At 71.2% G+C, this 26,952-nt stretch carries 27 protein-coding genes and 1 pseudogene; 17 read left to right on the top strand and 11 right to left on the bottom strand.

All coding sequences use genetic code 11. From position 1 onward, the window contains the following. The first annotated feature begins 4 nt into the window (after positions 1–4). The 7 genes from ACQEUU_RS03805 (at position 5) to pknB (ending at position 8,693) form a co-directional block, all read left to right on the top strand. Entirely contained in the window at positions 5–745 is a 741-nt protein-coding gene (locus ACQEUU_RS03805) for an FhaA domain-containing protein (RefSeq protein ID WP_270157067.1), read from the top strand. A 17-nt stretch (positions 746–762) separates the two neighbouring features. Next, a complete protein-coding gene (locus ACQEUU_RS03800) occupies positions 763–1,233 on the top strand; it encodes an FHA domain-containing protein FhaB/FipA (protein WP_270157066.1) in 471 nt (156 codons plus the stop codon). Then, complete coding sequence (locus ACQEUU_RS03795) at positions 1,230–2,507, top strand: Stp1/IreP family PP2C-type Ser/Thr phosphatase (RefSeq protein ID WP_433060311.1); 1,278 nt, start codon at positions 1,230–1,232, stop codon at positions 2,505–2,507. The genes ACQEUU_RS03800 and ACQEUU_RS03795 overlap by 4 nt, the downstream gene beginning before the upstream one ends. Continuing rightward, the gene (locus tag ACQEUU_RS03790; RefSeq protein ID WP_433060308.1) at positions 2,508–3,902 is read left to right on the top strand and encodes an FtsW/RodA/SpoVE family cell cycle protein; all 1,395 of its coding nucleotides are present in this window, start codon (positions 2,508–2,510) and stop codon (positions 3,900–3,902) included. After that, the gene (locus ACQEUU_RS03785) at positions 3,899–5,356 is read left to right on the top strand and encodes a peptidoglycan D,D-transpeptidase FtsI family protein (RefSeq protein ID WP_433060305.1); all 1,458 of its coding nucleotides are present in this window, start codon (positions 3,899–3,901) and stop codon (positions 5,354–5,356) included. The genes ACQEUU_RS03790 and ACQEUU_RS03785 overlap by 4 nt, the downstream gene beginning before the upstream one ends. A 21-nt stretch (positions 5,357–5,377) precedes the next feature. Then, positions 5,378–6,748, top strand: a complete 1,371-nt coding sequence (locus ACQEUU_RS03780) for a protein kinase domain-containing protein (protein ID WP_433060302.1) — start codon at positions 5,378–5,380, stop codon at positions 6,746–6,748. An 85-nt stretch (positions 6,749–6,833) separates the two neighbouring features. Then, positions 6,834–8,693 carry a Stk1 family PASTA domain-containing Ser/Thr kinase gene (pknB, locus tag ACQEUU_RS03775; protein ID WP_433060300.1) on the top strand — a complete coding sequence of 620 codons (1,860 nt, stop codon included), beginning with the start codon at positions 6,834–6,836 and terminating at the stop codon, positions 8,691–8,693. A 314-nt stretch (positions 8,694–9,007) separates the two neighbouring features. On the opposite strand, the gene ACQEUU_RS03770 is transcribed toward pknB, so the two are convergent. Further along, positions 9,008–9,577 carry an anthranilate synthase component II gene (locus ACQEUU_RS03770; protein WP_433060297.1) on the bottom strand — a complete coding sequence of 190 codons (570 nt, stop codon included), beginning with the start codon at positions 9,575–9,577 and terminating at the stop codon, positions 9,008–9,010. Between the two features lie 250 nt (positions 9,578–9,827). Between ACQEUU_RS03770 and ACQEUU_RS03765 the strand changes: the two genes are divergently transcribed. Further along, a complete protein-coding gene (locus ACQEUU_RS03765) occupies positions 9,828–10,073 on the top strand; it encodes a cell division protein CrgA (RefSeq protein WP_270157698.1) in 246 nt (81 codons plus the stop codon). Positions 10,074–10,106: 33 nt separating this feature from the next. Here the strand turns inward: ACQEUU_RS03765 and ACQEUU_RS03760 are convergent, their stop codons facing one another. Both ACQEUU_RS03760 and ACQEUU_RS03755 read right to left on the bottom strand, forming a co-directional pair. Continuing rightward, entirely contained in the window at positions 10,107–10,967 is an 861-nt protein-coding gene (locus ACQEUU_RS03760; protein WP_433060294.1) for a rhomboid family intramembrane serine protease, read from the bottom strand. A 180-nt stretch (positions 10,968–11,147) separates the two neighbouring features. Continuing rightward, positions 11,148–11,684: a peptidylprolyl isomerase gene (locus tag ACQEUU_RS03755; RefSeq protein ID WP_433060291.1), complete on the bottom strand. Its 537-nt coding sequence runs from the start codon at positions 11,682–11,684 to the stop codon at positions 11,148–11,150. A gap of 202 nt (positions 11,685–11,886) precedes the next feature. On the opposite strand from ACQEUU_RS03755, the gene ACQEUU_RS03750 reads away from it, so the two are divergent. Continuing rightward, entirely contained in the window at positions 11,887–12,363 is a 477-nt protein-coding gene (locus ACQEUU_RS03750) for a hypothetical protein (protein WP_433060288.1), read from the top strand. 132 nt (positions 12,364–12,495) lie between these two features. On the opposite strand, the gene ACQEUU_RS03745 is transcribed toward ACQEUU_RS03750, so the two are convergent. Next, positions 12,496–13,080 carry a TetR/AcrR family transcriptional regulator gene (locus tag ACQEUU_RS03745; RefSeq protein WP_433060285.1) on the bottom strand — a complete coding sequence of 195 codons (585 nt, stop codon included), beginning with the start codon at positions 13,078–13,080 and terminating at the stop codon, positions 12,496–12,498. Positions 13,081–13,142: 62 nt separating this feature from the next. Between ACQEUU_RS03745 and ACQEUU_RS03740 the strand changes: the two genes are divergently transcribed. After that, positions 13,143–14,426, top strand: coding sequence for a cytochrome P450 (locus ACQEUU_RS03740; RefSeq protein ID WP_433060282.1), 1,284 nt, complete (start codon positions 13,143–13,145; stop codon positions 14,424–14,426). Here the strand turns inward: ACQEUU_RS03740 and ACQEUU_RS03735 are convergent. Next, positions 14,389–14,559, bottom strand: coding sequence for a DUF3073 domain-containing protein (locus tag ACQEUU_RS03735; RefSeq protein WP_433060279.1), 171 nt, complete (start codon positions 14,557–14,559; stop codon positions 14,389–14,391). The two genes, ACQEUU_RS03740 and ACQEUU_RS03735, sit on opposite strands and share 38 nt — an antisense overlap. An 89-nt stretch (positions 14,560–14,648) precedes the next feature. Here ACQEUU_RS03735 and ACQEUU_RS03730 point away from each other — a divergent pair, with 89 nt between their 5' ends. Together ACQEUU_RS03730 and ACQEUU_RS03725 are read left to right on the top strand one after the other, a co-directional pair. Then, positions 14,649–14,981: an ArsR/SmtB family transcription factor gene (locus ACQEUU_RS03730; protein WP_148036039.1), complete on the top strand. Its 333-nt coding sequence runs from the start codon at positions 14,649–14,651 to the stop codon at positions 14,979–14,981. Positions 14,982–15,024: 43 nt separating this feature from the next. Then, on the top strand, positions 15,025–15,903 hold the full coding sequence (locus tag ACQEUU_RS03725) for a 1,4-dihydroxy-2-naphthoyl-CoA synthase (protein ID WP_433060275.1): 879 nt from the start codon (positions 15,025–15,027) through the stop codon (positions 15,901–15,903). Here the strand turns inward: ACQEUU_RS03725 and ACQEUU_RS03720 are convergent, their stop codons facing one another. Beyond that, positions 15,904–17,625 (bottom strand): ABC transporter ATP-binding protein, encoded by a 1,722-nt coding sequence (locus tag ACQEUU_RS03720; RefSeq protein ID WP_433060272.1) that lies wholly within the window; start codon positions 17,623–17,625, stop codon positions 15,904–15,906. A gap of 74 nt (positions 17,626–17,699) precedes the next feature. Between ACQEUU_RS03720 and ACQEUU_RS03715 the strand changes: the two genes are divergently transcribed. Together ACQEUU_RS03715 and ACQEUU_RS03710 are read left to right on the top strand one after the other, a co-directional pair. After that, positions 17,700–18,254: a TetR family transcriptional regulator gene (locus ACQEUU_RS03715; protein ID WP_433060269.1), complete on the top strand. Its 555-nt coding sequence runs from the start codon at positions 17,700–17,702 to the stop codon at positions 18,252–18,254. A 32-nt stretch (positions 18,255–18,286) separates the two neighbouring features. Then, positions 18,287–19,201 carry an aminoglycoside phosphotransferase family protein gene (locus tag ACQEUU_RS03710; RefSeq protein WP_433060266.1) on the top strand — a complete coding sequence of 305 codons (915 nt, stop codon included), beginning with the start codon at positions 18,287–18,289 and terminating at the stop codon, positions 19,199–19,201. Here ACQEUU_RS03710 and ACQEUU_RS03705 read toward each other — a convergent pair. Beyond that, a complete protein-coding gene (locus tag ACQEUU_RS03705) occupies positions 19,189–19,704 on the bottom strand; it encodes an HPP family protein (RefSeq protein WP_433060263.1) in 516 nt (171 codons plus the stop codon). The genes ACQEUU_RS03710 and ACQEUU_RS03705 overlap by 13 nt on opposite strands. Before the next feature lie 5 nt (positions 19,705–19,709). Continuing rightward, a complete protein-coding gene (locus tag ACQEUU_RS03700; protein ID WP_433060260.1) occupies positions 19,710–20,567 on the bottom strand; it encodes an alpha/beta fold hydrolase in 858 nt (285 codons plus the stop codon). Between the two features lie 93 nt (positions 20,568–20,660). On the opposite strand from ACQEUU_RS03700, the gene ACQEUU_RS03695 reads away from it, so the two are divergent. After that, a complete protein-coding gene (locus tag ACQEUU_RS03695) occupies positions 20,661–21,182 on the top strand; it encodes a CGNR zinc finger domain-containing protein (RefSeq protein ID WP_433060257.1) in 522 nt (173 codons plus the stop codon). Here ACQEUU_RS03695 and ACQEUU_RS03690 read toward each other — a convergent pair. Beyond that, complete coding sequence (locus tag ACQEUU_RS03690) at positions 21,179–22,090, bottom strand: NADP-dependent oxidoreductase (protein ID WP_433071730.1); 912 nt, start codon at positions 22,088–22,090, stop codon at positions 21,179–21,181. The two genes, ACQEUU_RS03695 and ACQEUU_RS03690, sit on opposite strands and share 4 nt — an antisense overlap. Before the next feature lie 146 nt (positions 22,091–22,236). Between ACQEUU_RS03690 and ACQEUU_RS03685 the strand changes: the two are divergent. After that, positions 22,237–24,361: pseudogene (locus tag ACQEUU_RS03685) on the top strand (AAA family ATPase); the annotation flags it as partial. Here ACQEUU_RS03685 and ACQEUU_RS03680 read toward each other — a convergent pair. Then, entirely contained in the window at positions 24,348–24,812 is a 465-nt protein-coding gene (locus ACQEUU_RS03680) for a MarR family winged helix-turn-helix transcriptional regulator (protein WP_433060254.1), read from the bottom strand. The pseudogene ACQEUU_RS03685 and the gene ACQEUU_RS03680 overlap by 14 nt on opposite strands. Before the next feature lie 84 nt (positions 24,813–24,896). Between ACQEUU_RS03680 and ACQEUU_RS03675 the strand changes: the two genes are divergently transcribed. Then, positions 24,897–26,042, top strand: a complete 1,146-nt coding sequence (locus ACQEUU_RS03675; RefSeq protein ID WP_433060252.1) for an FAD-dependent monooxygenase — start codon at positions 24,897–24,899, stop codon at positions 26,040–26,042. Here ACQEUU_RS03675 and dapA read toward each other — a convergent pair. Continuing rightward, positions 26,004–26,882, bottom strand: coding sequence for a 4-hydroxy-tetrahydrodipicolinate synthase (dapA, locus tag ACQEUU_RS03670; RefSeq protein WP_433060250.1), 879 nt, complete (start codon positions 26,880–26,882; stop codon positions 26,004–26,006). The two genes, ACQEUU_RS03675 and dapA, sit on opposite strands and share 39 nt — an antisense overlap. Positions 26,883–26,952 lie beyond the last annotated feature (70 nt).

The raw sequence follows: 26,952 nt of genomic DNA, 5'->3' as shown, positions 1-26,952 counted from the left end.
CCCGGTGGGAGTCCTTCAGCGCTTCGAGCGACGGCTCGAAGGCTTGGTTGAGGGGGCCTTTGCGCGGGCGTTCAAATCTGACCTTCAGCCGGTCGAGGTCGCCAGCGCGGTGCAGCGGGAGATGGACGAGCGGGCGGCGATCGTCGCCCAGGGCCGTACCCTCGTCCCGAACGACTTCGTGGTGGAGCTGTCCACGACCGACGCCGAGCGGCTAGAGGTCTACGCCGACAGCATCAGCCACGAGCTGGCCAACCTCGCCAGGGAGTACGCCAAGGAGCAGGGCTACTCCTTCGTGGGACCGGTCCGGGTCCGATTCGAGACGGCGGGCGACCTGGCGGTGGGGTTGTTCCGCATCAGGTCGGGCGTCATCCGCGGCGCCACGGTCGAGCAGGACGAGATCCGCCAGCCGTCCAGCGACCTGCCCCCGTCCCGGCCCAACGCGTTCAACGGGCGGCCCCGGCTGCTCGTCAGCACTCAGGACGATCCACAGGGCGACCGCTCCTACGAGCTCACCACTCCGGTGACCCTGCTCGGGCGCGGCACCGACTGCGATCTTCGTCTCGTCGACCCCGGCGTGTCCCGCCACCACGCGGAGCTGCGCGTCGAGGGTCAGCAAGTCGTCCTGGTCGATCTCGGATCGACCAACGGCACCTTCGTCAACGGCCAGCCGGTACGCAGAATCGAGCTCCAGAACGGCACGCGAGTGACGCTCGGACGCACGACTCTGGTGTTCCGGCGCGATTAGAGGTAGACAAACGGTCCATGTCCGAGCTCACGCTGGTGCTGATCCGGCTCGCCTTCCTGGCGGTGCTGTGGTTCTTCGTCATCGCCGCGGTCGGTGTGATCCGGACCGACTTGTTCGGGTCACGCACGGCCCCGGCCGGCCCGGGGACAGGGACCAAACCTGCCAAACCCGTGGCTAAGCCCAAGAGCAGGAAGGGAGAGCCCCGCCAGCTCATCGTGACAGGTGGTCCGCTGCAGGGCACCACCATTAATCTCACGGAGACGCCCATCACCATTGGCCGGGCGAACGACGCCACGCTGGTAGTCAGCGACGACTACGCATCCAGCCGGCACGCCCGGCTCTTTCCCCAGGACGGTCAGTGGATCGTGGAAGATCTCGGCTCTACCAACGGCACGTATCTCGACCGCTCGAAAGTCACCCGCCCGACCCCGGTGCCGCTCGGTGTTCCGATCCGTGTCGGCAAGACAGTCATTGAATTGCGCAAATGACCATCGCACTCCGCTACGCCGCCCGCTCGGACGTCGGCCTCCTCCGTGAAGGAAACGAGGACTCGGCGTACGCCAGCGGCCGCCTGCTCGCCGTCGCCGACGGCATGGGCGGGCACGCACACGGCGAGGTGGCGAGTTCCGTCGCCATCGCCGCGATGGCCTCTCTCGAAGAGGCCCAGCAGGGGGGTGACCTGCTCAACGCCATCGAGGCAGCGGTACGCGACGCCAATCGCAAGCTGCACGAGATGGTGGGACGGGATCCCAGCCTCAAAGGCATGGGCACCACACTCACCGCCATGCTCTGGAACGGCACCCAGGTCGCGCTGGTGCACGTCGGCGACTCACGCGCCTACCTGCTCAGACGCGGCGAGCTCTACCAGATCACCCATGACCACACGCTCGTACAGCAACTGGTCGACGACGGGCGGATCACCCCGGAGGAGGCCGCGACCCATCCGCAGCGCTCGATCCTGCTGCGGGCGCTCGACGGCAGCGGTGAGGTCGACCCCGACCTGACGCTGCGCGAGGCGCAGGTGGGCGATCGCTACCTGCTCTGCTCCGACGGGCTGTCCGGGGTGGTGAGCGCGGAGACCCTGCACGCCACGCTGACCAACCTCGACGATCCCGAAGAGGCCGTACGCCAGCTCATCGACCTGGCCAACCGGGGCGGCGGGCCCGACAACATCACCTGCGTGATCGCCGACGTGCTGGAGATCACCGACGGGCAGCAGCCGCCCTTCGAGGCCGCCGTCGTCGGCGCCGCCGGGATGACCCGGCTGCGTGCCGGCGGCTCCGGCGAGGAGTCGGCGCCGGGGCGAGCGGGCGCGGTGACCGCTCCCCAGCCGGCCATCGCCGACGACGACTTCGACGAGCCGGTCGCGCGAGCGTCCCGCAAGTCGGGCAGGCGTCGCCGGGTGTGGCCCGTGCTGGTCACCGTGCTGTCCGTGGCCGCCATCGCCGCGGGCGTCGGCGGTTACTTCGGTTGGAAGTGGACCCAGGACCAGTTCTTCGTCGGAGCCTGGGCCGACGAAGTGGTCGTCTTCCAGGGCATCCAGCAGGAGGTGGGCCCCGTACAGTTCTTCAAGGTGGCCCGCCACACCGGCAAGGCCCTGTCCCGGCTCTCGCCGCCTGACCAGGCACTGGTCAAGGACGGCATCGAGGTCGGCAACGTGGGCGAGGGTCTCACCAAGATCAATACAATGAGGTTCGCGGAACCCACCCCCTCCGCGAGCCCGTCGCCATCCCCGACTCCCACAAGGACGAAACCCCAGTAGATGAGCGAAGTGGCCCCAGCCCCCGTGCCCATGCCCGCCAAGCGACGCATGGCCCAGCTCGTCATGCTCGCGTTCGCGGTTCTGATCACCATGGGCGCCTACGCCAACGTCGGACTCGCGATGGACGGGGGGATCCCCTCGGGCATGCTGACGTACGGCTTGAGCCTGGGCGGCCTGATGCTGGCCGCCTACCTCGTGCTCGCCAAGTTCGCGCCGTGGGCCGACCCGCTGATCCTGCCGCTGGTGACGCTGGTCAACGGCCTCGGCCTGGTGATGATCTTCCGGCTGTCCGAGACCGACTCCGACCTGCCGTCCGCCACGCTCGCCTCGCCCAACACGCAGCTGATGTGGACGCTCATCGGCATCGTGCTGTTCAGCCTCACCCTGATCTTCCTGCGTGACCACCGCGCCCTGCAGCGGCTCACCTACACCGCCGGCGCGGCGGGGCTCTTCCTGCTGGTCTCGCCGCTGATCCCGTTCCTCGGCCAGGAGCTCAACGGCGCCCGCATCTGGATCGGCGTCCCGGGGGTGTTCTCGCTCCAGCCGGCCGAGTTCGCCAAGCTGGCGCTGGTCGTCTTCTTCGCCGGCTACCTCGTGGCCAAGCGCGACGTGCTGGCGCTCGCCGGGCGGCGGCTGCTGTTCATCGACCTGCCGCGCGCGCGCGACCTCGGCCCGGTGCTCATCACGTGGGGCGTCAGCCTGGGCATCCTCGTCCTGCAGAAGGACCTGGGCTCCTCGCTGCTGCTGTTCGGCACGTTCATCGCGATGCTCTACATCGCCACCCAGCGCATCTCCTGGGTGATCATCGGCATCCTGCTCTTCCTGGGCGGCGCGGTCCTGGCCGGCATGGTCTTCAGTCACGTCCAGCAGCGCTTCGCGGTCTATCTCGACCCCGGCAACCCCGAGCTCTACACCGCCGTCGGCGGCAGCGAGCAGCTCATGCAGGGCCTGTTCGCCATGGGTTCTGGCGGCGTCCTCGGCACCGGGCTCGGCCAGGGTCACCCCGAGCTGATCCCGCTGGCCTTCTCCGACTTCATCTTCGCCGCCACCGGCGAGGAGCTCGGACTGACGGGCCTGATGGCGATCCTCATGATCTACGCGCTGATCGTCCAGCGCGGGCTGCGCGCCTCGCTCGCCGCCCGCGACCCGTTCACCAAGCTGCTGTCCGCCGGCCTGTCGTTCCTGCTGGCCTGGCAGATCTTCATCATCGTCGGCGGTGTCACGAACCTCATCCCCCTGACCGGCCTGGTCACCCCGTTCATGTCGCAGGGTGGCTCGGCGTTGCTGGCCAACTGGATCCTCATCGCGCTGCTCGTACGCATGACGGACGCGGCGCGCAGGCCGCCGCCCCAGGCGATCCAGAACGAAGGAATGACGCAGGTGTTCCAGCGATGAACCGGACGATCAAGCGCGCGGCCGTCGCCTGCCTGGCCATGTTCGCGCTCCTGATGATCAACGTGAACATCCTTCAGGGCGTGCGCGCGTCGAGCCTCAGCGACGACGCCCGCAACCAGCGCAACTTCTACGAGCGGTACGCGGTGCAGCGCGGGCGCATCACCGCGGGCGGCAAGGTCATCCTGGCCCAGTCGAAGGAGACCAAGGGCGACTTCAAGTTCCTCAGGGAGTACCCCGATGGCCGCGTGTACGCGCACGTGACCGGCTTCTTCTCGCCCGAGAGCGAGTCCGCCATCGAGCGCAGCGAGAACAAGCTGCTCGACGGCTCCAGCGCCGACCTGCTGCTGCAGCGCGGCATCGACCTGTTCACCGGCGAGCCGCCCAGGGGCGCGAACGTCGACCTGACGATCCACCCGGCGGCGCAGGAGGCCGCCTACGACGCCCTCCGCGAGAGCGGCAAGCGCGGCGCCGTGGTCGCCCTCGACCCGAAGACCGGCGGCATCCTCGCCATGGTCTCGCTGCCCACCTACGACCCGGCCGAGCTGTCGGGCACGGACAAGGCCGAGGTGTTCAAGCGCTACGACGAGCTGGCCAAGGACAAGAGCCAGCCGCTGCTCAACCGTACGATCGCGAACACCTACCCGCCGGGCTCGACGTTCAAGGTCGTGACGGCCGCCGCCTTCCTGGAGGACGACTCCAGCCGCGGCGCCGACACCACCGTCCCCGCCCCGCAGGTGCTCGACCTGCCCAACACCAGCGCCGACCTGCCCAACTACGGCGGCGCGGCGTGCGGCTCCGGCCAGGTGACGCTCCGTTTCGCGCTGGAGCGGTCCTGCAACACCCCGTTCGGCAAGATCGGCATCGATCTCGGCCACGAGGCGATGCGCGAGCAGTTGCAGAAGTTCGGCGCCGGCGAGCCGCTGGCCGTGCCGATGTCGGTGGTCAAGAGCGACTTCGGCCCCAAGGAGGACGCTGCCGCGGTCGCCCAGGCCTCCATCGGCCAGCGCAGCAACCAGATGACTCCGCTGCAGATGGCCATGATCGCGGCCGGCATCGCCAACGACGGCGTGGTCATGAAGCCCCACCTGGTCAACAAGATCACCGACTCCAACGGCGACACGATCGACGAGACCGACCCCGAGGAGTTCACCGAGGCGGTCAGCAAGGAGACGGCCGACGAGCTCACCGACATGATGGTGAGCGTCGTGGCCAACGGCACCGCGAACCGCGCGCAGATTTCCGGCGTCCAAGTAGCGGGAAAGACCGGCACCGCCGAGACCGCTCAGGGCCAGCAACCGCACGCCTGGTTCATCTCGTTCGCACCCGCGGACGAGCCGAGGATCGCGCTGGCGGTGATGGTCGAGTCCGGCGCCGTGCGCGGCGGCGGAGAGGCCACCGGTGGCGGCACGGCCGCGCCGATCGCCAAGGCAGTGATGGAGGCGGTGCTGAAGTGATGGACGGTAACGTGCTGAACCATGCGGCTCGGTAACCGCTATCTCCTCCTCTCCCGCATCGCCGCCGGCGGCATGGGGGAGGTCTGGCGTGCCCGCGACGAGCTGCTCGGCCGCGAGGTCGCCGTCAAGGTGCTCCACAGCCACATCCACGCCGACCCGGCCTTCCGCGGCCGCTTCCGCAACGAGGCGCGCATCACCGCCGGGCTGGCCGACCCAGGCATCGCACAGATCTTCGACTACGGTGAGCAGGCCGACAGGGCCTACCTGGTGATGGAGCTGGTGCACGGCGAGCCGCTGTCGGCCATCCTGGTCCGCAACGGCGCGCTCGGCCCCGAGGTCTCCCTCGACGTGCTCCACCAGACGGCCAGGGCGCTGCACGCGGCCCACTCCTCCGGCGTGATCCACCGCGACATCAAGCCGGGCAACCTGCTGGTGACGCCCGAAGGCACGATCAAGGTGACCGACTTCGGCATCGCCAGGGCCATGGAGGCCGCGCCGGTGACGCAGACCGGCACCGTGCTCGGCACCGCCCAGTACGTCAGCCCCGAGCAGGCGCAGGGCCTGCCGCTGACGCCCGCGAGCGACCTCTACTCGCTGGGCGTGGTGGCCTACGAGTGCCTGTCCGGCCGGCCCCCGTTCCAGGGCGACAGCGCGGTGGCGATCGCGCTGCACCACCTCAGCGAGCAGCCGCCGGCGCTGGGCGTGGACGTGCCGGCCCCGGTGCGCGAACTGGTGAACGCGCTGCTGGCCAAGGACCCCGCGCAGCGTCCCCGCTCGGCGCTGGAGCTGGCCGATCGGGCGTACGTGCTGCGCGAGTCGCTGTCGACCGGCGACACCGCGCTCGGCTCGCTCACCGACCCCTCCGGTTACCCGATCCGCGGCCGGCACGAGGACCGCGCTCCGGGCGGGCCCGAGACCTCGGGCGCGTCCGCCGTCACCGAGCTGCGCAAGGCGCCGCGCCGGCGCCGTCGCGGCGTCGGCCGGGTGCTGGCGACCGCGGCGGCGGCCGGCACCGTCGCGGCGGTGGGATTCGGCGCGCTGGTGCTCGTCCCCAGCGCGCAGGCCCCGCTGCCCGTCGCGCCGGAGACGACGCGGCCTCCCCGGCCCGCCTCCGGCACGCCCCGGCAGAAGCCGCCGCCCGTCCGGGCCAAGACCAGTCGGCCTCCGGTGATTACGGTCAAGTCGGCAAGGCCGGTACCCTCGCCGTCGGCTACGGTAAGCAAGTCGGCAACACCGACGAGGCGGCCGACGCCCGGCCCGAAACCGACCAGGACCCGTACCCCGACCCCGACCCCGACGCCGACCCCGACCCCCACCACGACGCCGACGACCCCGACACCTTCCGCCTCGCCGGACCCGGGTGACTCGAACCCGCCGAAGGAGGAGACGTGATGCGCCATCGGGTCGATGATGGACACCGGCGGCCGCCCCCCGAGCAGGCCGGCACCAAGATGAACGGTAAGGGACAGTGCAGGAAATGACTCAGCCTCGGCTTCTCGGAGGTCGCTACGAGCTCGACGGCGTCGTCGGGCGCGGCGGCATGGCCGAGGTGTATCGCGCCAGAGACATCCGGCTGGACCGGATCGTCGCGATCAAGACCCTCCGGTCGGACCTGGCCCGTGACCACACCTTCCAGGCCCGTTTCCGCCGTGAGGCCCAGTCTGCGGCGTCGCTGAACCACCCGGCCGTGGTCGCGGTCTACGACACCGGCGAGGATGTCACCGACGGCACGCCCGTGCCCTACATCGTGATGGAGTACGTCGACGGCCGGACGCTGCGCGACCTGCTCCGCGCCGACCGGCGACTGATCCCGGAACGCGCGACCGAGCTGGTCGACGGCATCCTGCGCGCCCTCGACTACAGCCACCGCGGCGGCATCGTGCACCGCGACATCAAGCCGGCCAACGTGATGATCACCACTGCCGGCGACGTCAAGGTGATGGACTTCGGCATCGCCCGCGCGATGGCCGACTCGGCCGCGACGATGACGCAGACGGCGCAGGTCATCGGCACCGCCCAGTACCTCTCGCCGGAGCAGGCCCGCGGCGAGCGGGTCGACGCCCGCAGCGACATCTACTCGACCGGTTGCGTGCTCTACGAGCTGCTCACCGGCCAGCCGCCGTTCACCGGCGACTCCCCCGTCGCGATCGCCTACCAGCACGTCCGCGAGGAGCCGATCCCGCCGTCGCAGATCGACCCGGAGATCCCTCAGTGGGCCGACGCGATCGTGCTCAAGGCCATGGCCAAGGACCCGGCGCACCGCTACCAGAGCGCGACCGAGATGCGCGCCGACATCCAGCGGGCCATGTCCGGCATGCCGGTCGACGCCCAGACGATGGCCATGACCGGCCAGTACGGTCAAGGCACCCGCATGATGACGGCCACGCAGTCCGCCACCGGCCCGGCCACCCAGCGCACCAACGCCATCCCGGCCTACGAGTACGAGCAGGGCGGCGGCCGCGGCGGGCGGCGGCGGGCCGACAACGGAGGCGGCAACGCGCTCAAGACCGCCCTGTGGGTCATCATCCCGCTGCTGGTCATCGGCGCCTTCGTCGGCCTGGGCTACGTCATGTTCGGCAACGGCGGCAGCCCCACCACGCCGACCACGGTCAAGGTGCCGGGGCTGGAGTCGAAGACGCGCGAGTACGCCGAGAGCCAGCTCAAGCAGCTCGGGCTGAAGGCGGAGGTCACCGAGGAGTTCAGCGCCGAGTTCGACAAGGACACGGTGATCGAGACCGACCCGGCCGAAGGCACCGAGGTGGAGAAGGGCGCCACGGTCAACGTGGTCGTCTCCAAGGGCCAGGAGAAGGTGAAGGTCCCCGCCGGCCTGATCGGGCTGACCGTGGAGGAGGCCAACGCCAAGCTGTCGGAGCTGGGGCTCACCGGTGCCGTCAAGACCCGGGCGTCCAGCCGGGCGCAGGGCAAGGTCTTCCAGACCGACCCCAAGGCGGGCGCCTCGGTCAACAAGGGCGCCACGGTCACGCTGTTCATCCCGAAGGAGGCCGTCGCCGTCCCGGGCGTGCTGGGCATGACCGAGGAGGACGCCCGCAGCACTCTGGAGGACGCGGGCTTCAAGGTCAAGGTCGTCACCCAGCCGAGCGACCAGGCCCAGGGCACGGTCATCCAGCAGAACCCGGGTGAGGGCGCCAAGCTGCAGCCCAACCTCGCGGTCACGATCGTCGTGTCGGAGGGCCCGGCCGCGCCGTCGCCCACCGAGGAGCCGACGAACGACTTCCCGACGGAGGACGTGCCGACCGACGAGCCGACCGACGACGACGACGGCTTCCCGACGGACGATGAGCCGCCGGGGGACAGTCCGATAGGCGACGGACTCTGATCCGGTTCGACGCGGGCCGTCATCCCTTCCGGGGATGGCGGCCCTTCCGCTTGAGCGCCGGGTCCGGGGAGCGCCGTCGGGGGCCGGGGACGACGAAGAGCGCCCCCGCCGCTCGGGGGCGACGGCGGGGACGCTCATCTGGTTGTCGCCGTGACGCTCTGATTCGTTACAGCGAATCTCGCGGGTTTCCGGAGCCGCAGGCGAACGGCCCGGGCCCCGGGCAGCCGGTAGCCGGACGCTCAGATCCCGAAGGGTCAGGTCCCGAAGGGTCGGATCCCGGAGGGTCAGGTCCCGAAGGGTCAGATCCCGAGCGGTCAGATTCCGTGCAGCCAGTTGCCGAGCAGTCGGTGGCCGTGCTCGGAGAGCACCGACTCGGGGTGGAACTGGACGCCCTCGATCGGCGCGGTCCGGTGGCGCAGGCCCATGATGACGCCGTCGGCCGTGCGGGCGGTCACCTCCAGCGTCGCGGGGACGGTCTCCGGGAGCACGGCCAGCGAGTGGTAGCGGGTCATCCGCACGGGCGAGGGCAGCGTGGCGAACACTCCCCTGCCGTCGTGGCTGACGGCGCTGGTGCCGCCGTGCACCAGTTCGGGAGCGCGGGCGACGGTGGCCCCGTAGGCGTGCGCGATCGCCTGGTGGCCGAGGCAGACGCCGAGCAGCGGCTGCCCGCGCCGGGCGGCGTGGTGGACCAGCGGGACGCTCACGCCGGCGTCCTCGGGGGCGCCGGGGCCGGGGCTGATGAGGACGGCGTCGAAGCCGTCGGCGTCGCTCACCCGCACCTCGTCGCGGGGGCGGACGTCACAGGTCGCGCCCAGCACCCTCAGGTACTGGACGATGGTGTGCACGAAACTGTCGTGGTTGTCCACGACCAGCACGCGGGTCATCGGCGCACCGTCACCTCGTCGAGCGTCACTGCCGGCCCCGGGAGCGGAACACGGGTCAACCGGGAACACGGGACACCACAGTACGACCAGCAGCAGTGCCACGGCACGACCAGGGTGAACGGGACGACTCCGGCCGTGGGGGATCGCCATCACGTGCGCGTGGCGACTATTCTGGGGCTCGCTACCACTACCCTTTAACGCAGAGCCTGTGGACGATCCGGAAGCCCAGGCCCCCAGCAGGAGTTATCCAGTGCCCAAGCCCAGGACGCGCAAGAAGGCGGTCTACACCCCGCCGCAGAAGTCCCAGCAGGTCAAGGTCAGCCCTCGCTGGCTGGCGCCGACGATGGTCGCCGCGTGGCTCATCGGCATCCTGTGGATCGCCACCTACTACGTGGCGCCGCGAGCCCCCTTCATCGGCGATCTGCAGAACTGGAACCTGCTGATCGGGTTCGTTTTCATCATCTTCGGTGTGGTGCTCTCCACCCGCTGGCGCTAGTTCTTTTCCACAGCTTTTCCACAGCTGGGGACGTCAGCTCAGACCTGACAAGGTGATCAAGGGCACCCTGACGACCACGAGCACGGCGAGCAGCACCACGAACCCCGCGATGGCCGCCACCTGCCACACGGTGCGGTTGTCCCGGGGCGCGTAGGCCAGCGCCGCCGCCAGGGCCGCCCCGGTGACCAGGCCGCCGATGTGACCGGTCCAGCTGATGCCGGGCACGATGAAGGTGATGCCCAGGTTGATCGCGATCAGCACGGCGATGCCGCGCACGTCGAGGTTGAGTCGGCGGCCCACCACGAACACCGCGCCGAACAGGCCGAAGATGGCCCCCGAGGCGCCCACGGTGAGGACTCTCGGGTCGTCCATCCACAGCCCGAGCACCGACCCGCCGAGCGCGCTCACGAGGTAGAGGGCGATGAACCTGGCGTGCCCGAACGCCCGCTCCAGGTACGGCCCGATCACGTAGAGGGCCCAGCTGTTGAACAGGATGTGGAACATCCCGCCGTGCACGAAAGCGGCGGTGATCAGCCGATAGTACTCGTCGCCCAGGGCCACCATCACGGAGTTCATGCCCAGGTAGCTCTGGATGGCCGGCTCGAAGAACTGGACGGCGAAGACGGCCAGGTTGAGGGCGAGGATGGTCCACGTGACGTAAGGGGTGCGGACCACGGCGCCGCCGAAGGTCGACTTCGCCTGCCGGATCCCCCGGTTGCCCTCGGCCACGCACTCGGGGCACTGGAACCCCACGGAGGCGTCGCGCATGCAGTCGGGGCAGATGGGGCGGTCACACCGCTGGCAGCGGACCCACGTCTCCCTGTCGGGGTGCCGATAGCACGTGGGGACCGCCTCCGCGGGCTGTTGCGGCTGGACGGGAGGCTGGCTGGTCATGCCCGCAGCCTAAAGCCTGTGGACGGTTGCCGCGTCCCTCCACCGGGACGCCGAGGGCCGCCTCCGGGCCCCACGGCCGCGTCAAGGAGTCCACCCGGCGACCGCGTTCGGGAGTCGCAGGCCCGCAGGGCCGCGCCCGGGGCTCCCCGGGCGCGGCGACCCTGAAGGCCGGACGGCGGGTCAGGCCGGGACGCGGTCGATCGTGACCGACTCCAGGACGACCTCGTCGACCGGCTTGTCGTTGCGGCCGGTCTTGGTCTTGGAGATGGCGTCGACGACGTCCTGCCCCTCGATGACCTCCCCGAAGATGGTGTGACGGCCGTTGAGGTGCGGGGTCGGCACGGTCGTGATGAAGAACTGCGACCCGTTGGTGCCCTTCCCCATCCGCTTGCCGGCGTTGGCCATGGCCAGCAGGTAGGGCCGGTTGAAGTAGAGGTCGGGGTGGATCTCGTCGTCGAACTCGTAGCCGGGACCGCCGAAGCCCTCGCCCAGCGGGTCGCCGCCCTGGATCATGAAGTTGGGGATGACACGGTGGAAGATCGTGCCGTCGTAGTAGCGGTCGGCGCTCTTGTCGCCGGTGCCGGGGTGGGTCCACTCGCGGGAGCCTTCGGCCAGCTCCACGAAGTTGCGGACCGTCTTGGGAGCCTGGTTGGGAAAGAGCTCGACCTTGATCAGACCGCGGTTGGTCTGCAGGTTTGCGATCAGCTTCTCAGCCACGAGACAGCGGCCTTCCTCTATGCGTGGAATGGATTTGTGGTGTTTTGAGGGCTATGGACAATCGCCTCCACCGCCATCCTCCCACGAGGGGCCATGATTGAGCCGCTTCGTACCGGGCAGGTCACGCGCGGGGCCCCAACGACAGGGGAGGTTTGACGATAGGGAGGTTGGCGTGTCCCTGACACTGAGAAGACGACGTCGCGTGGCCATAGCAGTTCCCACCACGTGGACCGGCCGGGTGAAGGCCCAGGCCGTGAAGACCGGTCAGCGCGTGTCGCCGATGGCCGACCAGGCCAAGCTGGTCGCCTACAAGAGCGTCGACGACGCCCGGAGATGGGCGGCGCCCAGGCTGGAGAACGCCGCCCACCGGGTCGAGGTCCAGCTCGCCCCGGCGGTCAGCTCCATGCTGAACGACGCCGCCGTCCGGGTGCACCCCGGGCGCACGGCGAAGTCGCGGCGCTGGCCGATGTTCATCCTGGTGTCCGGCCTGGCCATCGGCGCGGCGGGCGTCCTGTTCTACCGGCGCAACGCCCAGCAATGGACGGAGCACATGAAGGACTCCGCGTCCGACGCGTCCCGCTGGGCTCACGAGAGATCCGACCGGGTCTCGCAGTCCGCGGACTCGGCGGCCTCGTCGGTGTCCGACAGGGCCGATGAGGCGTCACGCAAGATGCCATGACGCGCGGTAGGGCGCGCTCCCGGTTTTCGGGGGCGCGCCTTACGCGTTTTCGGACACTCAGCCGTACGTGACATTCATCACGACATTTCACCCGAGCCATCCCGGCCCGAGCCCGCACCGCCTCCGCACGGCTCAGAGGACGGCGGAGAGTGCGGCGAGCGCGTCGACGACCTGGCGGGAGTCGGGCGTGCTCTCCGGATCGAGCAGCCACTGGATCATCAACCCGTCGGAGATGGCGATCACCACGGAGATCAGCACCTCTGGCGCGACCGGCAGCTCTATCCCCGACTCGGCGGCGGCCCGCCGCAGGATGGCGACCCCGGCCTCGCGGGCCTGCTCGTACGCCCCGGCGAGGCGCTCGCGCAGCGCCTCCTCGCGCAGGGCCGCGGGGTAGCCCTCGACGCAGCCCATCAACGTCGGCCGCATCTCCCCGAACACGTCCACCAGCGCCGCCATGGCCCGCTCCAGCAGCTCGCGGGGCGTGCCGAGAGTGTCGGCGAAGACGGCCTGCTCGGTCCGCACGGTCCACGCCTCGAAGCACGCGATGATGGCCTCGTTGAGCAGGGCGTCCTTGCCGCCGAAGTGGTAGCCGATCGAGGCGAGGTTGGTGCCCGACGCCGCGACCAGGTCGCGCGCGGTCGTGCGGGCGTAGCCCTTCTCCTGCAGGCAGCTCACCGCGCCGGCGAGCAACCGCTCGCGAACCTCTTTCCGTGACACGGCATCCATGCTATCCATATATACAAGCGTCTATGACATACGTATGTATTGAGAGGTAAGCGATGCTCCCACCCGGCCCCCGGCTGCCGTCAGCCGCCCAGACCGCCTGGTTCATGCTCGACCCGGCGGGCGCGTTCGACCGGCTGCACCGCAGGTACGGACCGATCTTCACGGTGCGCTACTTCGGGTTCCCGCCCGAGGTGTACGTGACCACGGCGGAGCTGGCGGAGGAGGTCTTCCGCACGGATCAGGGCGGCGGACTGGCCGGCGCCGCCAGGCGCGACTTCCTGGAGCCCCTGGTCGGCGCCCACTCGGTGCTGACACTGGACGGCGACGCCTGGTCACGCCACCGCAAGGCGCTCACCCCGCCGCTGCGCGCCCGGCAGGTCGCCGGCTACCACGACGAGATCGCCGGCATCGCCGCCGAGAAGATCGCGACCTGGCCGCTCGGCGTGCCGATCGCGCTGCGCGACCACATGCAGGAGATCACCCTGGAGGTGATCATCAGGCTGGTCTTCGGCATCCGCGACGCCGAACGCCTCAGCCGGCTGCGCGCCCTGCTCCCCCGCCTGATCCAGCTCGGCGGGTCGATGTCGGTCGCCATGCTGCCTGCCCGCCTGCGCGAGCGCGCCGCCGCGGCGCCGTTCCTGCCGTACGCGCGTTTCCTGAAACTGCGCGCGGGCGTCGACGCGATCCTGTACGAGGAGATCGCCCGCAGGCGGCGGGACGAGACGGACGGCACGGACGTGCTGAGCAGGCTTCTCGCCTCGGGCCTGACCGACGAGGAGATCCGCGACGAGCTGGTCACCCTGCTGATCGCCGGCCACGAGACCACGGCGACCAGCCTGGCCTGGGCGTTCGAACGCCTGCTGAGGCTGCCGCACGTGCTGGAGCGGCTGCCTGACGACGAGCCGTATCTCGACGCGGTGGTCAAGGAGGTGATGCGCGTCAGACCCGCCGTCTACGAGGCTCCCCGGCTGCTCGACGCCCCGCTGCGGCTGGGCGGCCACGAGATCCCCGCCGGGGTGTACGCGGGACCGTTCATCCCGCTCGTGCACCACGACCCGGTCGCCTTCCCGTCACCCGGGGAGTTCCGTCCGGAGCGCTTCCTCGACGGGCAGCAGAGCAGGGCGTGGATGCCTTTCGGTGGCGGCAGGCGCTTCTGCGTCGGGGCTCAGCTCGCCCTGCTGGAGATGCGAGTGATCATCCGGGAAGTGTTGCACCGCCTGGACCTCACGGCACCGGACCCGGCGCCGGAGCCCAGGCGGCTCACCAACGTCACCTTCACTCCCGCACGACTGACCCGCGTTATTGCGCGCGCTCGATCTCTTGATCGGACGAGCTAGCGGGGTGCCTGTCGTCCCGCCGGTCGTCGGCGCCCAGTTCCTCACGGAGGCGGTCGTAGTCGATGTGATGACTGGTGTACTTCAGCTGGCGAGCGACCTTCGTCTGCTTCGCCTTGGCTCTTCCTCGGCCCATGGCTCAACTCCCTAGTCCCCGGTGCCCATGCTAGCCGACAACGTTACGACTTGAAGAATTATGCAACTGCGCTGGATTAGTCTGTCACTATGCACGTGGAGGTCAACCAGGCCAAGGCGGATTTGTTCCGGACACTTGGCCACCCCGCTCGCATCAGAGTGTTGGAGCTACTCCAGGAGGGGCCACTACCCGTCAGGGATCTCCTGGCCCAGATCGACATCGAGGCGTCGAGTCTCTCCCAGCAGCTGGCGGTCCTGCGCAGAGCGGGCATCGTCACCGCCATCCGTGAGGGCAGCACCGTGGTCTACACGCTGGCCACCCCCGAGCTCGCCGACCTGCTGCGCATCGCACGCCGCATCCTGACCGACATGCTCGCCGACCAGGGCCAGCTGCTCGCCGAGCTCCGCGCGGAGGTCCCCTGACCGGCCCCGTGGGCCGGAGCCGCCACCGGGTAGGCTTCGGCCCATGGTCTCCGAGCTGTTCGATCCCAAGGCGTGGCAGGAAGTCGAGGGGTTCGACTTCACCGACATCACCTACCACAGGGCCGTCGACCAGGGCACGGTGCGCATCGCGTTCGACCGCCCGGAGGTGCGCAACGCCTTCCGGCCGCAGACCGTCGACGAGCTCTACCGCGCGCTCGACCACGCCCGGCAGACCACCGACGTCGGATGCGTGCTGCTGACCGGCAACGGCCCCTCGCCCAAGGACGGCGGCTGGGCGTTCTGCTCCGGCGGTGACCAGCGCATCCGCGGCAAGGACGGCTACCAGTACGCCGACGGCTCCGCCTCGACGGGACGGCTGCACATCCTGGAGGTGCAGCGGCTGATCCGGTTCATGCCCAAGGTGGTCGTCTGCGTGGTGCCCGGCTGGGCGGCCGGCGGCGGCCACAGCCTGCACGTGGTGGCCGATCTCACACTCGCCAGCGCCGAGCACGCCCGGTTCAAGCAGACCGACGCCGACGTGGCGAGCTTCGACGGCGGCTTCGGCTCCGCCTACCTCGCGCGCCAGGTGGGCCAGAAGTTCGCCCGCGAGATCTTCTTCCTCGGCGACACCTACAGCGCGGCCGACGCCCACCGGATGGGCATGGTCAACGCCGTCGTCCCGCACGAGGAGCTGGAGGCCACGGCCCTGGAGTGGGCCCGCAAGATCAACGCCAAGTCGCCGACGGCGCAGCGGATGCTCAAGTTCTCCTTCAACCTGATCGACGACGGGCTGGTGGGCCAGCAGGTGTTCGCCGGCGAGGCGACCAGGCTGGCCTACATGACCGACGAGGCCGCCGAAGGACGCGACTCATTCCTGGAGAAGCGCGAGCCCGACTGGTCGCCGTACCCCTATCACTACTGATCACCGGGCGCCGGCCGGCTCGGCGATGCGCAGCGCGGCCACGAACGCGCCGTAGAGCTCGTCCGACGCCAGCAGCTGCCCGTGCGTGCCGCGGGCGCGGATCCGGCCGCCGTCCATCACCACGATCTGGTCGGCGTCGATCACGGTGGACAGCCGGTGCGCGATGGTGACGACGGCGCCTCTGGCGGCCTGGCGGCGCACGCACTCCTGGACCGCGGCCTCGGTGAGTCCGTCGAGCTGCGCGGTGGCCTCGTCCAGCAGGAGCACGTCCGGCGCGCGGAGCAGCGCCCGCGCGAGCGCGATGCGCTGGCGCTCGCCGCCCGACACCTGTCCCGACGACACCGGCCGGTCCAGGTCGGCGAGGTCCAGCCGGACCTCGCGCAGGACCTCGGCGACCTCCTCGGCCGTGGCGGCGGGGTTGGAGAACAGCAGGTTCTCCCGGATCGTGCCCGGCACCAGCGGGGTGTCCTGCTCGACGTACGCGAGCCTGGACCTGATGTCCTCCCTGCTGTACGCGGCGTACGGACGGCCGTCGAGCAGCAGTTCCCCTTCCCGAGGTTCGAGGAAGCCGAGGATCAGCGAGAACAGCGTCGTCTTGCCCGCGCCGGAACCGCCCACGACGGCCAGGTGGCCGCGCCTGGGGACGGCCAGCTCGACGTCGCGCACGGCCGGTCCGGCGCCCGGCGCGTACACGGCGGTGACGCCGCGCAGCTCGATCACCGGCCCCTCGGGGTCGCCGCCGGCCGCCGGGGCGAGGGGGCCGGCGGGCTCCGCCGGCATCGCCTCCACCGCCCGGAGCCGCTCGGCCGCGGCGATGCCGGACTGCAGGGCCGTGGTGTTCTGGCTGAGCTCCATGATCGGGTCCATCAGCCCGAACGCGTAGAGCAGGAACGCGATCAGGCTCGACACCTCCATGTGGCCCGCGCCCACCCGCCAGGCGCCGATGCCGAGGATCAGGATGATCGCGAACTGGATGCCGGCCCAGGCGACGGTCCAGGCCGTGGCCTGGGCCCGGACGGCGCGCACGCCCTGCTCCCGTGAGGCGTGCGCCTCGGCCAGGATGCGGTCCGCCTGGCGGTCCTCGGCGCGGCTGGCCTTCACGGTCCTGATGGCCCGCAGCGTGCCCTCCAGCACGCCGCCGAGCCGCCCGACATGCTCCTGCGCCCGTTCCTGGGCCTTGGAGATCGTGGGCATGAGCAGCGCGAACAGCACGATCACCACGAGCACGGCCACCACCGTGACCGCGAGCAGGACCAGGTCGAGCACGCCCATCAGGACGAGCGTGCCGACCAGCATGACGGTGCCGTTGACCAGGCCGATCACGCTGGAGGTCGCGGCCTCTCTGAGCAGCACGGTGTCGGAGGTCACACGGGTGACCAGCTCACCTGCCGGGTGACGGGTGACGGCGGGCACCGTGGCCCTCAGGAAGCGGCGCACCACCGAGTCGCGCGCCTCCAGGACCACCCGCTCGCCCAGGGAGCCGAGCATGACCCACTGCCAGCGCCCGACCACGATGCCCACCACGAGCAGCGCCAGCAGCGCGCCGACGGGCGCCGCGAGCGAGGCTCCGGTCCCGAGCGCGTCGAGCACCCACTTGGTGATCATCGGCGTGGCGAGGGCCAGCGCCGAGCCCACCAGCGCCAGGAGCAGCCCGGACGCGAGCGTGCGGACGTGCGGCCGGGCGAAGGACCACAGGATGCGCCAGGATTCCGGAATTTTCATACCCATCATGGAACATCAATGTTCCATAATCGGTCAAATGAGTTTCTCTCTGGTGGCCCCTGTACCGTAAGCCCATGGACGAGACGGGCACCCGGGCACGCACACGACGCGCCATCCTCGACGCGGCCGTGTCGACCCTCGCCAGAAACCCGTCCGCCTCGCTGGCCGACGTGGCGGCCGCCGCCGGAGTCGGCCGCACGACCGTCCACCGCTACTTCCGCGAGCGCTCCGACCTGCTGAGCGCGATCGGCGCGCACCTCATGGAGCTGGTGGCGACCACCACAGAGCGGGCCCGCCTCGACGACGGCCCCGCCGTCGAGGCGCTCGACCGGCTCTGCCAGGAGTACTTCGAGCTGGGCGACGGCTTCCTGTTCGCCTTCGAGAACCCGCAGCTGGCCGACTGGGAGAGCTGGGACTCGGAGACCGAGGCGGATCAGGCGCTGACCCGGCTCATCGAGCGCGGGCACGCCGACGGCACCATCGACCCCGCGCTGTCGACAGCCTGGGTGGGCAGCTTGCTGTGGGCCATGCTGTACGCGGCCTGGCAGCACACCCGGGAGCAGTGCGTGCCCAAGCACACGGCGTTGCGGCTGTGCCTGCACTCCCTGCGCAAGGCCGTGACCCCGTGAAAACCGGTTGTCCCGGCGGCCAGACTGGTGGCATGGAGATCGTGGTGCCGCCGGCGTTGACCGAGTCGCATGTCAAGTGGGAGGGCGAGGCGGGGCGGGCCTGGTCGGCGGGGCTGCCCGCGCTGGCCGGGCGCTATCTGGAGGAGTGGGGGCTGCGCCTCGACGGCCGGCCCATGCACGGGGTGGTCTCTCTGGTGCTGCCCGTGGTGCGGGCCGACGGCATGCCCGCCGCGCTCAAGCTGCAGCCCGTCACCGACGAGAACGCGACCGAGCCCGTGGGGCTGCGCGCCTGGGCCGGCGACGGGTCGGTGCTGCTGCTGGAGCACGACCCGGCCACCGGGACGATGCTGCTGGAGCGGCTGGACGAGAGCCGGTCGCTGTCGGCGGTGCCGGACGAGGTGAAGGCGTTGGAGATCCTCGCCGAGCTGCTGGCCCGGCTGGTGGCGCGGCCCGCGCCCGCAGGGCTGCGGCGGCTCGGCGACCTCGCCGGGCGGATGCTGGAGGACGTGCCCGGGGCGCTGGCGAAGGTGTCCCGGGAGGAGGACCGGGCGTGGCTGCGCCGGTGCGCGGCGGCGGTCGCCGAACTCGTCCCCGAGCCCGGCGACCGGCTGCTCCACTGGGATCTCCACTACGACAACGTGCTGGCCGCCGGGCGGGAGCCGTGGCTGGCGATCGACCCGAAGCCGCTGGCCGGCGACCCCGGGTTCGACCTGATGCCCGCGCTGGACAACCGGTGGGGCGAGGTGGTGGCCTCCGGCGACGTACGCGGGAGCGTACTGCGCCGCTTCGACCTGCTGGTGGAGGCGCTGGAGCTGGACCCGGCGCGGGCGGCCGGATGGACGCTCGGCCGGGTGCTGCAGAACTCGCTGTGGGACGTCGAGGACGGTGAGATCCGGCTGAACGAGATCCAGCTCGCCATCGCCGAGGCGATGACTCACCGCCAGTAGGCCGGGTACCTCTGGCCCGGGAGCACCCTGCCCAGTGCCACTCCGCCGGCGATCACCAGGGCGCTGGCGGTGAGCACCGGGTTGAGCAGGTAGACCGGGTCCGGCGCGGTGAGCCCGATCAGCGCCGCGGTGGCCGCGGCGGGCGGGTGCGGGGCGCGCAGGAGAAGCATGGGCGCGATCGACAGGGCGGCGGCCACGGCCGCCGTCCACACCGACGGGCCGGCCACGGCGGTGGCGGCCAGGGCGATCGCCGCCGCGACGGCGTGGCCGAGCACGATGCTGCGGGGCTGCGCGAACGGCGCCGCCGGGGCCAGCGCCACGATCCCCGCGCTGGCCACGAACGGCACCGCGAACAGGCCGGGTTCGACCGCGCCGGCCACGGCGGCGAGCAGCAGCAGCCCGGCCAGCGCCGCCACCGTGGCGACCATCGCGTCCTTGACCCGGCGCCCACCGGACCCCGGACCGGGCGTCGGGTAGGGGCCGGTGGGGGTGGAGTGGGTCATCGGGGTCAGTCCGACAGGCTGTGCAGGAAGTCGCGGGTCAGGGCCGCGATCTGGGTGAGCCTGGTCTCCAGCGGGAAGTGGCCCGCGTCGAGCAGGTGGATGCGGGCGTCCGGCACGTCGCCGGCGAAGGCCCGCGCGCCGGCCGGGCCGAAGATCTCGTCGTTGCGGCCCCACACGGCCAGCACCGGCGGGCGGTGGGTGCGCAGGTACTGCTGCCACCGCGGGTAGAGGGCGACGTTGGCCGCGTAGTCCAGGAAGAGCGCGAGCTGGACGGCGTCGTTGCCCGGCCGGTCGAGCAGCGCCTGGTCGAACAGCTCCTTGTCCGGGTTGACCAGCGCGGCGTCGGGCACGCCGTGCGTGTACTGCCAGTGGGTGGCCTCCCGGGTGAAGAAGGCGCGCAGCGCCGAGGGGTCGGCGTGCGGGTCGGCCCAGAGCTTGCGGAACGGGTCCCAGAACGGGGTCAGTCCTTCCTCGTAGGCGTTGCCGTTCTGCGTGACGATGCCGGTGATCCGTTCGGGGTGCCGTTCGGCGAGCCGGAAGCCGATCGGCGCGCCGTAGTCGTGCACGTAGAGCGCGTACCGGCGGAGCCCGAGCGCGTCCAGCGTCCGGTCCACCACGTCGGCGAGCCGGTCGAAGGTGTAGCCGAAGTCGTCGGCGGCCGGCGCCGAGCTGTGCCCGAACCCGGGGTAGTCGGGTGCGATCAGGTGGAACTCGTCCGACAGCTCGCCGATCAGCTCCTGGTAGGCGATGGACGAGGTCGGGAAGCCGTGCAGCAGGACGAGCGTGGGCGCGGACGGGTCGCCCGCCTCCCGGTAGAAGACGTCGAGCCCGTCGACGCGGACGGTGCGGTAACGCATGGCCATGGCGAACCTCTTAACCGGTGAAAATGGTTTAGACGGTTAAGTGATAGCATGGTGATCTGCAACCGGTCAAATGGACTTCAGAGGTTAATCAGCGTGAGACTCCGCCCGCTCAGGACCGAACCCGTGGGGCTGGACCTGGTCGACACCGTGTGGATCGACGACGCCACGCTGGTCGACCAGTTCGACGACCCCGACGGCGTACGGGCCTGGCTGGCCGATCACGGCCTGCCGGGCCGCGACGACCCGGAGCGCGCCCGCGACCGGCTGGTCCGGGCCCGCGACGCGATGCGCGCGCTGCTGGAGCGGGGCGAGGAAGGCCCGCTGAACGCGGTGCTGGCGCACGGCGCCCGCCGGCCGCAGGTGCGCGGCGCGCAGCCGTACGAGGTCGTCGTCCTGGACGATCCCGCCTGGCACGCGGCCTGGGTGGCGGCCGCCGACCTGGTCCGCGTGCTCGGCGACCGCCCTGAGCGGGTGCGCAAGTGCGCCAACCCGCGTTGTGTGCTGTGGTTCTACGACGTGAGCAAGAACGGCGGCCGCCGCTGGTGCTCGATGGACGTGTGCGGCAACCGGGCCAAGGTCGGCCGGTTCAACCAGCGGCAGCGCGCCCGTTCCTAGCCGACCAGAAGGACGATCTTGCCCCGGCCGTGGCGGGCCTCGATCTCGCGGTGCGCGTCCGCCGCGCCCTCCAGCGGGTACGTGCGCCGTACCGGGAAGATGAGCCGGCCCTCGGCGTACAGGGCGGCGTAGCGGGCCAGGCGCTCGGCGCTGCGCGTGCCCCGGGTGACCTGGATGCCGAGGTCGGCGGCCTTGCCGTGCTCGACCAGCGTCAGGATGCGGCCGCGGTCCTTGACCAGTTCCAGCGACACGTCCAGGGCGTCGCCGCCCGCGCCGTCGAGCGCGGCGTCCACGCCGTCGGGTGCGAGGGCGCGCACCCGGTCCGCCAGGCCCGGGCCGTAGGCGACCGGGATGGCGCCGAGCTCGCGCAGGTAGGGGTGGTTCGCCTCGCGGGCGGTGCCGATCACGGTGGCGCCGCGCATCCTGGCGATCTGCACGGCGGCGGTGCCGACCGCGCCGGCGGCGGCGTGCACCAGCAGGGTGTCGCCCGCGCCGACGGCGATCCCGTCGAGCGCCAGCTCGGCCGTCTGCGCGCCCGCGGTGAGCCCGCCGGCCACCTCCCACGGCATCGAGGCGGGTCTGGGCGTCACGTCGCCCGCGCCGACGACGACGTACTCGGCGTAGCAGTTGAGCACCGAGAACCCGAGCACCTCGGCGCCCGGCTCCACCCCCGTCACTCCCGCCCCCACCTGGTCCACCACGCCCGCGAACTCGTTGCCGGGGACGCGCGGCAGGCCACCCGGCAGCCCCGGCGGGGTCCACCCGGCCCGCACGGCGGCGTCGAACGGCTGCACGCCGGCGGTCTTCACCCGTACCCGGACCTGGCCGGGGCCGGCCTGCGGGGCCGGCAGCCGCATCACCTTCAGCACCTCGGGGCCGCCGAACTCGGCGAAGGCGGCGGCCCGCATCGTCTCTTCACTCATGCGGCCAGCGTGCTTCCTCAACCGCGCTTGAGGTCAACCGCGCGGACCAGCCGCAACCTCTTACTCGCGCTTTACATGTATAGAGTCCGACAGAACGGCACCGGGGGACGGAGCATGGCGCGCGAGGAGGCGCCATCGAGTCCGAGCGCATCGAGAAGGACCGCCTGCTGGAGGTCATCGCCCGCGAGCGGGAGACCGAGCTGTCGCGCATCGCCAAGGACAAGGAGGTCGAGACCGAGAAGCGCCGTCACCGGTTCGCGGTGAACACCCAGCCCGTCGACCTCACGCTGGTGCCGCACGACGACACCATGCGGCTGGCCATCACCGGCACCGACTTCCGCTCGCCCGTGCCGGTCTCGTTCGCCGACACCCGGCCCTTCTGGGACCAGCTCCTGGTGTCCGAGACGCCCGAGGTCTACCGGGGCGAGTACCTCGCGGCCTCGCTGCTGGACCGGGCCGCCCCCGGCGACGACCTGGCCCGCCTGGTCCGGGAGGCCGCCGAGGCCCGCTACGACGAGGGCTACGAGCGGGGCGTGCACGACCACGACGCCGCCGCGATCCTCGACGCGCTGGTCCGGCTCCGCGAAGGCGCCGGGCTGCTGCGCCACCCGCCGGAGGCGCGGGCCGCGGCGCAGCTGTTCTGGGCGCACGGGGTGGACGAGGTTTCACGTAAAACATTGGCCACCAGGGCCGTGTCGCTGGTGCGCGCCCGCGAGGTCTTCGGCCCGGGACCGGCCCTGACCGCGCTCGCCGCCGAGCTGGGCGCGCTGATCGCCGCCTTCCTGGCGACGGTCGGCCTGGCCGACGCCGACGCCGCGGCGGCCGGTGACTACCTGGTGGAGGAGCTGGCCGGCACGCCCGCCGGGTTCGTCACCGGCAAGGCCGCGCGCGACCTGCTGGACGGGTTCCACCACGCGCTCGGGCCGGCCGGGACCCACGCGTTCGAGTCCGACCTCGCGTCCGTCCCGCTGCCGGAACGGCTGCAGCTCGCCCACGCCTGGCTCGGCGCGTACGCGCAGGGGCCTGAGCTGGCCGAGGCCGTCGCCGTCCTGCTGTGCGACCTGCCCAGGCACGACTCCGGCGCCCCCGTCACCGCCACCGTGGAGGGCCTGCTCGGGTCGCACCCGCGGATCGCCGACAGGAAACTGGAGCTCCGGCTGGACGAGCTGCTGTCCAGGGTCCGGCGCTTCGCGGCCGAGCGGGTGCCGGGCTTTCGCGCGTACCAGAGGTGTACCTGCCGCTCATCGGCGGCAACCTGGCCAAGCAGCTCGGCGCGGCGGGCGAGGGCAGGCGCACCGACCAGATGGGGCTGCTGCTGCTCATCTCGCCGCCCGGCTACGGCAAGACGACGCTGATGGAGTACGTGGCCAGCCGGCTCGGGCTGCTGTTCGTCAAGGTGAACGGGCCGGCGCTGGGCCACGACGTGACCTCGCTCGATCCGGCCGAGGCGCCGAACGCGACCGCCAGGCAGGAGGTGGAGAAGATCTCGTTCGCGCTGGAGGCGGGCAACAACACCCTGCTGTACCTGGACGACATCCAGCACACCTCGCCCGAGCTGCTGCAGAAGTTCATCTCGCTCTGCGACGCGCAACGGCGTATTGAGGGCGTCTGGAACGGCCGGACCCGCACCTACGACCTGCGCGGCAAGCGGTTTCGCCGTGTGCATGGCGGGCGAACCCGGTGCTCGCCCCGCTGTCGGCCCGCGACCGGTCGGACGTGGAGCTGCTGGTCCGGCTGGCCAGGGGTGACGCGTCGGTGCGGCCGGACCAGCTCACGCACCCGTACACCAAGCCCGAGCTGGACCAGGTGCTGAGCGTGCTGCGCAAGCTGGTGCGGGTCCAGGAGGTGGTGCCGGCCAACAACCGGGCCTACATCGCCTCCGCCGCCCAGGCCGACGCCTCGCGCACCGAGCCGCCGTACCGGCTGCAGGGCTCGTACCGGAACATGAACAAGCTGGCCGAGCGGATCGTCCCGGCGATGAACGACGAGGAGCTGGAGGCGCTCATCGACGACCATTACCTGGGCGAGGCGCAGACGCTCACCGCGGACGCCGAGGCGAACCTGCTCAAGCTGGCGGAGCTGCGCGGCCGCCTCGGCCCGGAGCAGGCGGCGCGCTGGGCCGCGATCAGGGCCGCCTACCTGCGGGACAAGGCGCTGGGCGGGGACGCCGACGACCCGATGAGCCGGGCCGTCGGCGCACTGGGGCTGCTGGCGGACCAGGTCCGCGACGTCGGCACCGCGATCAGGGACCGCTGACGGGCCGGGTCTCCTGCCGGGCCAGGGTGGCGGTGGCGGCGCGCTGGATGGCCGTGGCCCGGCCGAGGAAGTCGAGGATGAGCTCCAGCTGCTCGTCGGTGTAGCGCTCGTAGAGGCCCGCCAGGCCGGTCACCAGCGGCATGAACAGCTCCTCGAAGCCGGCCAGCCGCTCCTGGTCGATCTCCACGATGACGCGGCGCCGGTCCTTGGGGTGGCGGGCCCGCCGGGCCAGCCCTTTGGCCTCCAGCCGGTCGATCTGGTTGCTGACGGTGGCGGGGGCCAGACCGGTGTGCCGGCAGATCTCCCCCGCCGTCAGCGGGCCTAGGCGTTGCAGCAGGTCGAGGGTCTTCTCCTCGGTCATGCCGAGGCCCAGCCGCTCGCCCATGGCCGTGTGGTACATGACGGCGGCGTTGCTGTTCTCCCGCCCGGCCGTGGTCAGCGCGTCGAGCAATTTCTTTCGATGGCCCGAAACATCTCTGGACATGCGATCCTGCCTCGACATATATTTCGTTCGACCGAACGAAAGGTTATCACGGTGAAGGCTCTCATCACAGGGTGCGGGATCGGCGGCCCCGCCATCGCCATGGCGCTGCGCGAGGTGGGCATCGACGCCGAGATCTACGAGGCGTACGGCGCCGGCGCCGAGGGCGTGGGCGCGTTCCTCAACGTCGCCTCCAACGGGATGGCCGCGCTGCGCGTGCTCGGCCTGCACCACGAGGTGGCGCGCGCCGGCATCCCCACGCCCGACATGGTCATGTCGAGCGGCACGGGCAAGCGCCTGGGCCGGGTGCCCAACGGGATGACGCTGGACGACGGCACGGTGAGCCACACGATCCTGCGCTCGGACCTCTACCGGATCATGCGGGACGCGGCCACCGCACGGGGCGTCCCGATCGCCTACGGCAAGCGCCTGGTCTCCTTCGACGACACCGGCTCCCAGGTGGTGGCCCGGTACGAGGACGGCACGAGCGCGACCGGCGACCTGCTGATCGCGGCCGACGGCGTGCACTCGCGCACCCGGCGGCTGCTCGACCCCGAGGCGCCAGAACCGCGCTACACCGGCCTGTACAACTGTGGCGGCATCTACAAGGACTCCTCTATCAAGGGCGAACCCGGCGTCTACCACATGGTGTTCGGCAAGCGGGCGTTCTTCGGCTACACGGTGACCGCTGACGGCGAGACGTGGTGGTTCGCGAACCTGCCTCGCGCGCTCGGCGACGAGCCGGCGGACTGGCGGCCGGTGCTGGAGGAGGCGTTCGCGGACGACGCCGGCATCGCCGCCGCTCTGGTCCGGCGTGCCGACCTGGGCCAGGTGTTCCCCATCCACGACCTGCCGCCGGTGCCCGTGTGGCACCGCGGCAGGGTGGTGCTGACCGGCGACGCCGCGCACGCCACCTCCCCCAGTTCCGGGCAGGGCGCGTCGCAGGCCGTCGAGGACGCCGTGGTGCTCGCCCGCTGCCTGCGCGACGCCGCCGGCCATCGGGAGGCGTTCGGCCGGTACGAGAGCGAGCGGCGCGAGCGCGCCGAGCGGGTGGTCGCCTACGCCAGGAGGATCAGCAACAGCAAGGCCGCCGGGCCGGTCGGCCGGATCTTCAGGGACGCGCTGCTGCCGATCATCCTCAAGCGCCAGGCGAACCAGGAGTCACTGGCCTGGATGTACCGCCACCAGGTCAGCCTGTGACACCGCCTCCCGGCTCGCGGGCAGCAGCGGCAGCCGCACGTCGGGGGTGGGGATGAGGCCGCGGGCGTGCAGCACGCCCTTGATCACCGTCGGGTTCGGCTCGGCGAACAGCGCGGCCGACAGCCGGGCCAGCCGATGCCCCAGCGTCCTGCCCCGGGCCACGTCGCCGGCCCGCCAGGCCGCGGCCAGCTCGGCGAACGCGCCGGTGGCCAGGTGAGCCGAGGCCAGGACGCCGCCGGACGCGCCCAGGGCCAGCAGCGGCGAGACGAACGCGTCGTCCCCGCCCAGCACGTCGAACCCGTCAGGCAGGTCACCGAGCAGGTCCACCGCGTCCTGGTCGACGCCGCCCGCCGCGTACTTGACGGCGGCGATCCGCGGGTGGGCGCCGAGCCGCCGCAGGGTCGCCGCGCTCACCGCCTGCCCGGTGCGGTAGGGGATGTGGTAGATCATCAACGGCACCGGGGTCTCCTCGGCCAGCGCCTCGAAGTGCGCGATCACGCCGCGCTCCGACGGCCGCAGTAAATACGGCACAGTGACGAGCGCCGCCGCGACCCCCTCCGGCAGTTCCCTGAGCGCCCGGCCGACCGAGCGGGTGTCGTTGCCGGTGACGCCGACGGTCAGCGGCAGCCCGCGCTCCCGGCACGCGGCCGCGCACGTCTCGATCACCCGGTCGCGCTCGTCCGGCGTCAGGGCCGCGACCTCGCCGGTCGTGCCCAGCGCGACCAGGCCGGAGGCGCCCTGGCCGAGCACGTGATCGGCGAGCTTGCCGAGCGCGTCGAAGGACACCTCGCCCTCGGCGTCATAGGGAGTGATCAGAGGTACATGGATTCCGGTGAACATGTTCCCAGCCTCGCCCGGATCGATCCGTAAGGTCCAGCGACCATTTCTAAGCTGCACCGTAAGATGGACT

Origin of the sequence: Nonomuraea sp. CA-218870 (assembly GCF_050936535.1) — a bacterium.
GTDB lineage: Bacteria > Actinomycetota > Actinomycetes > Streptosporangiales > Streptosporangiaceae > Nonomuraea > Nonomuraea corallina.
Note: the sequence above shows the minus strand (reverse complement) of the source record. Positions and strands in the feature narration are given on the sequence as shown.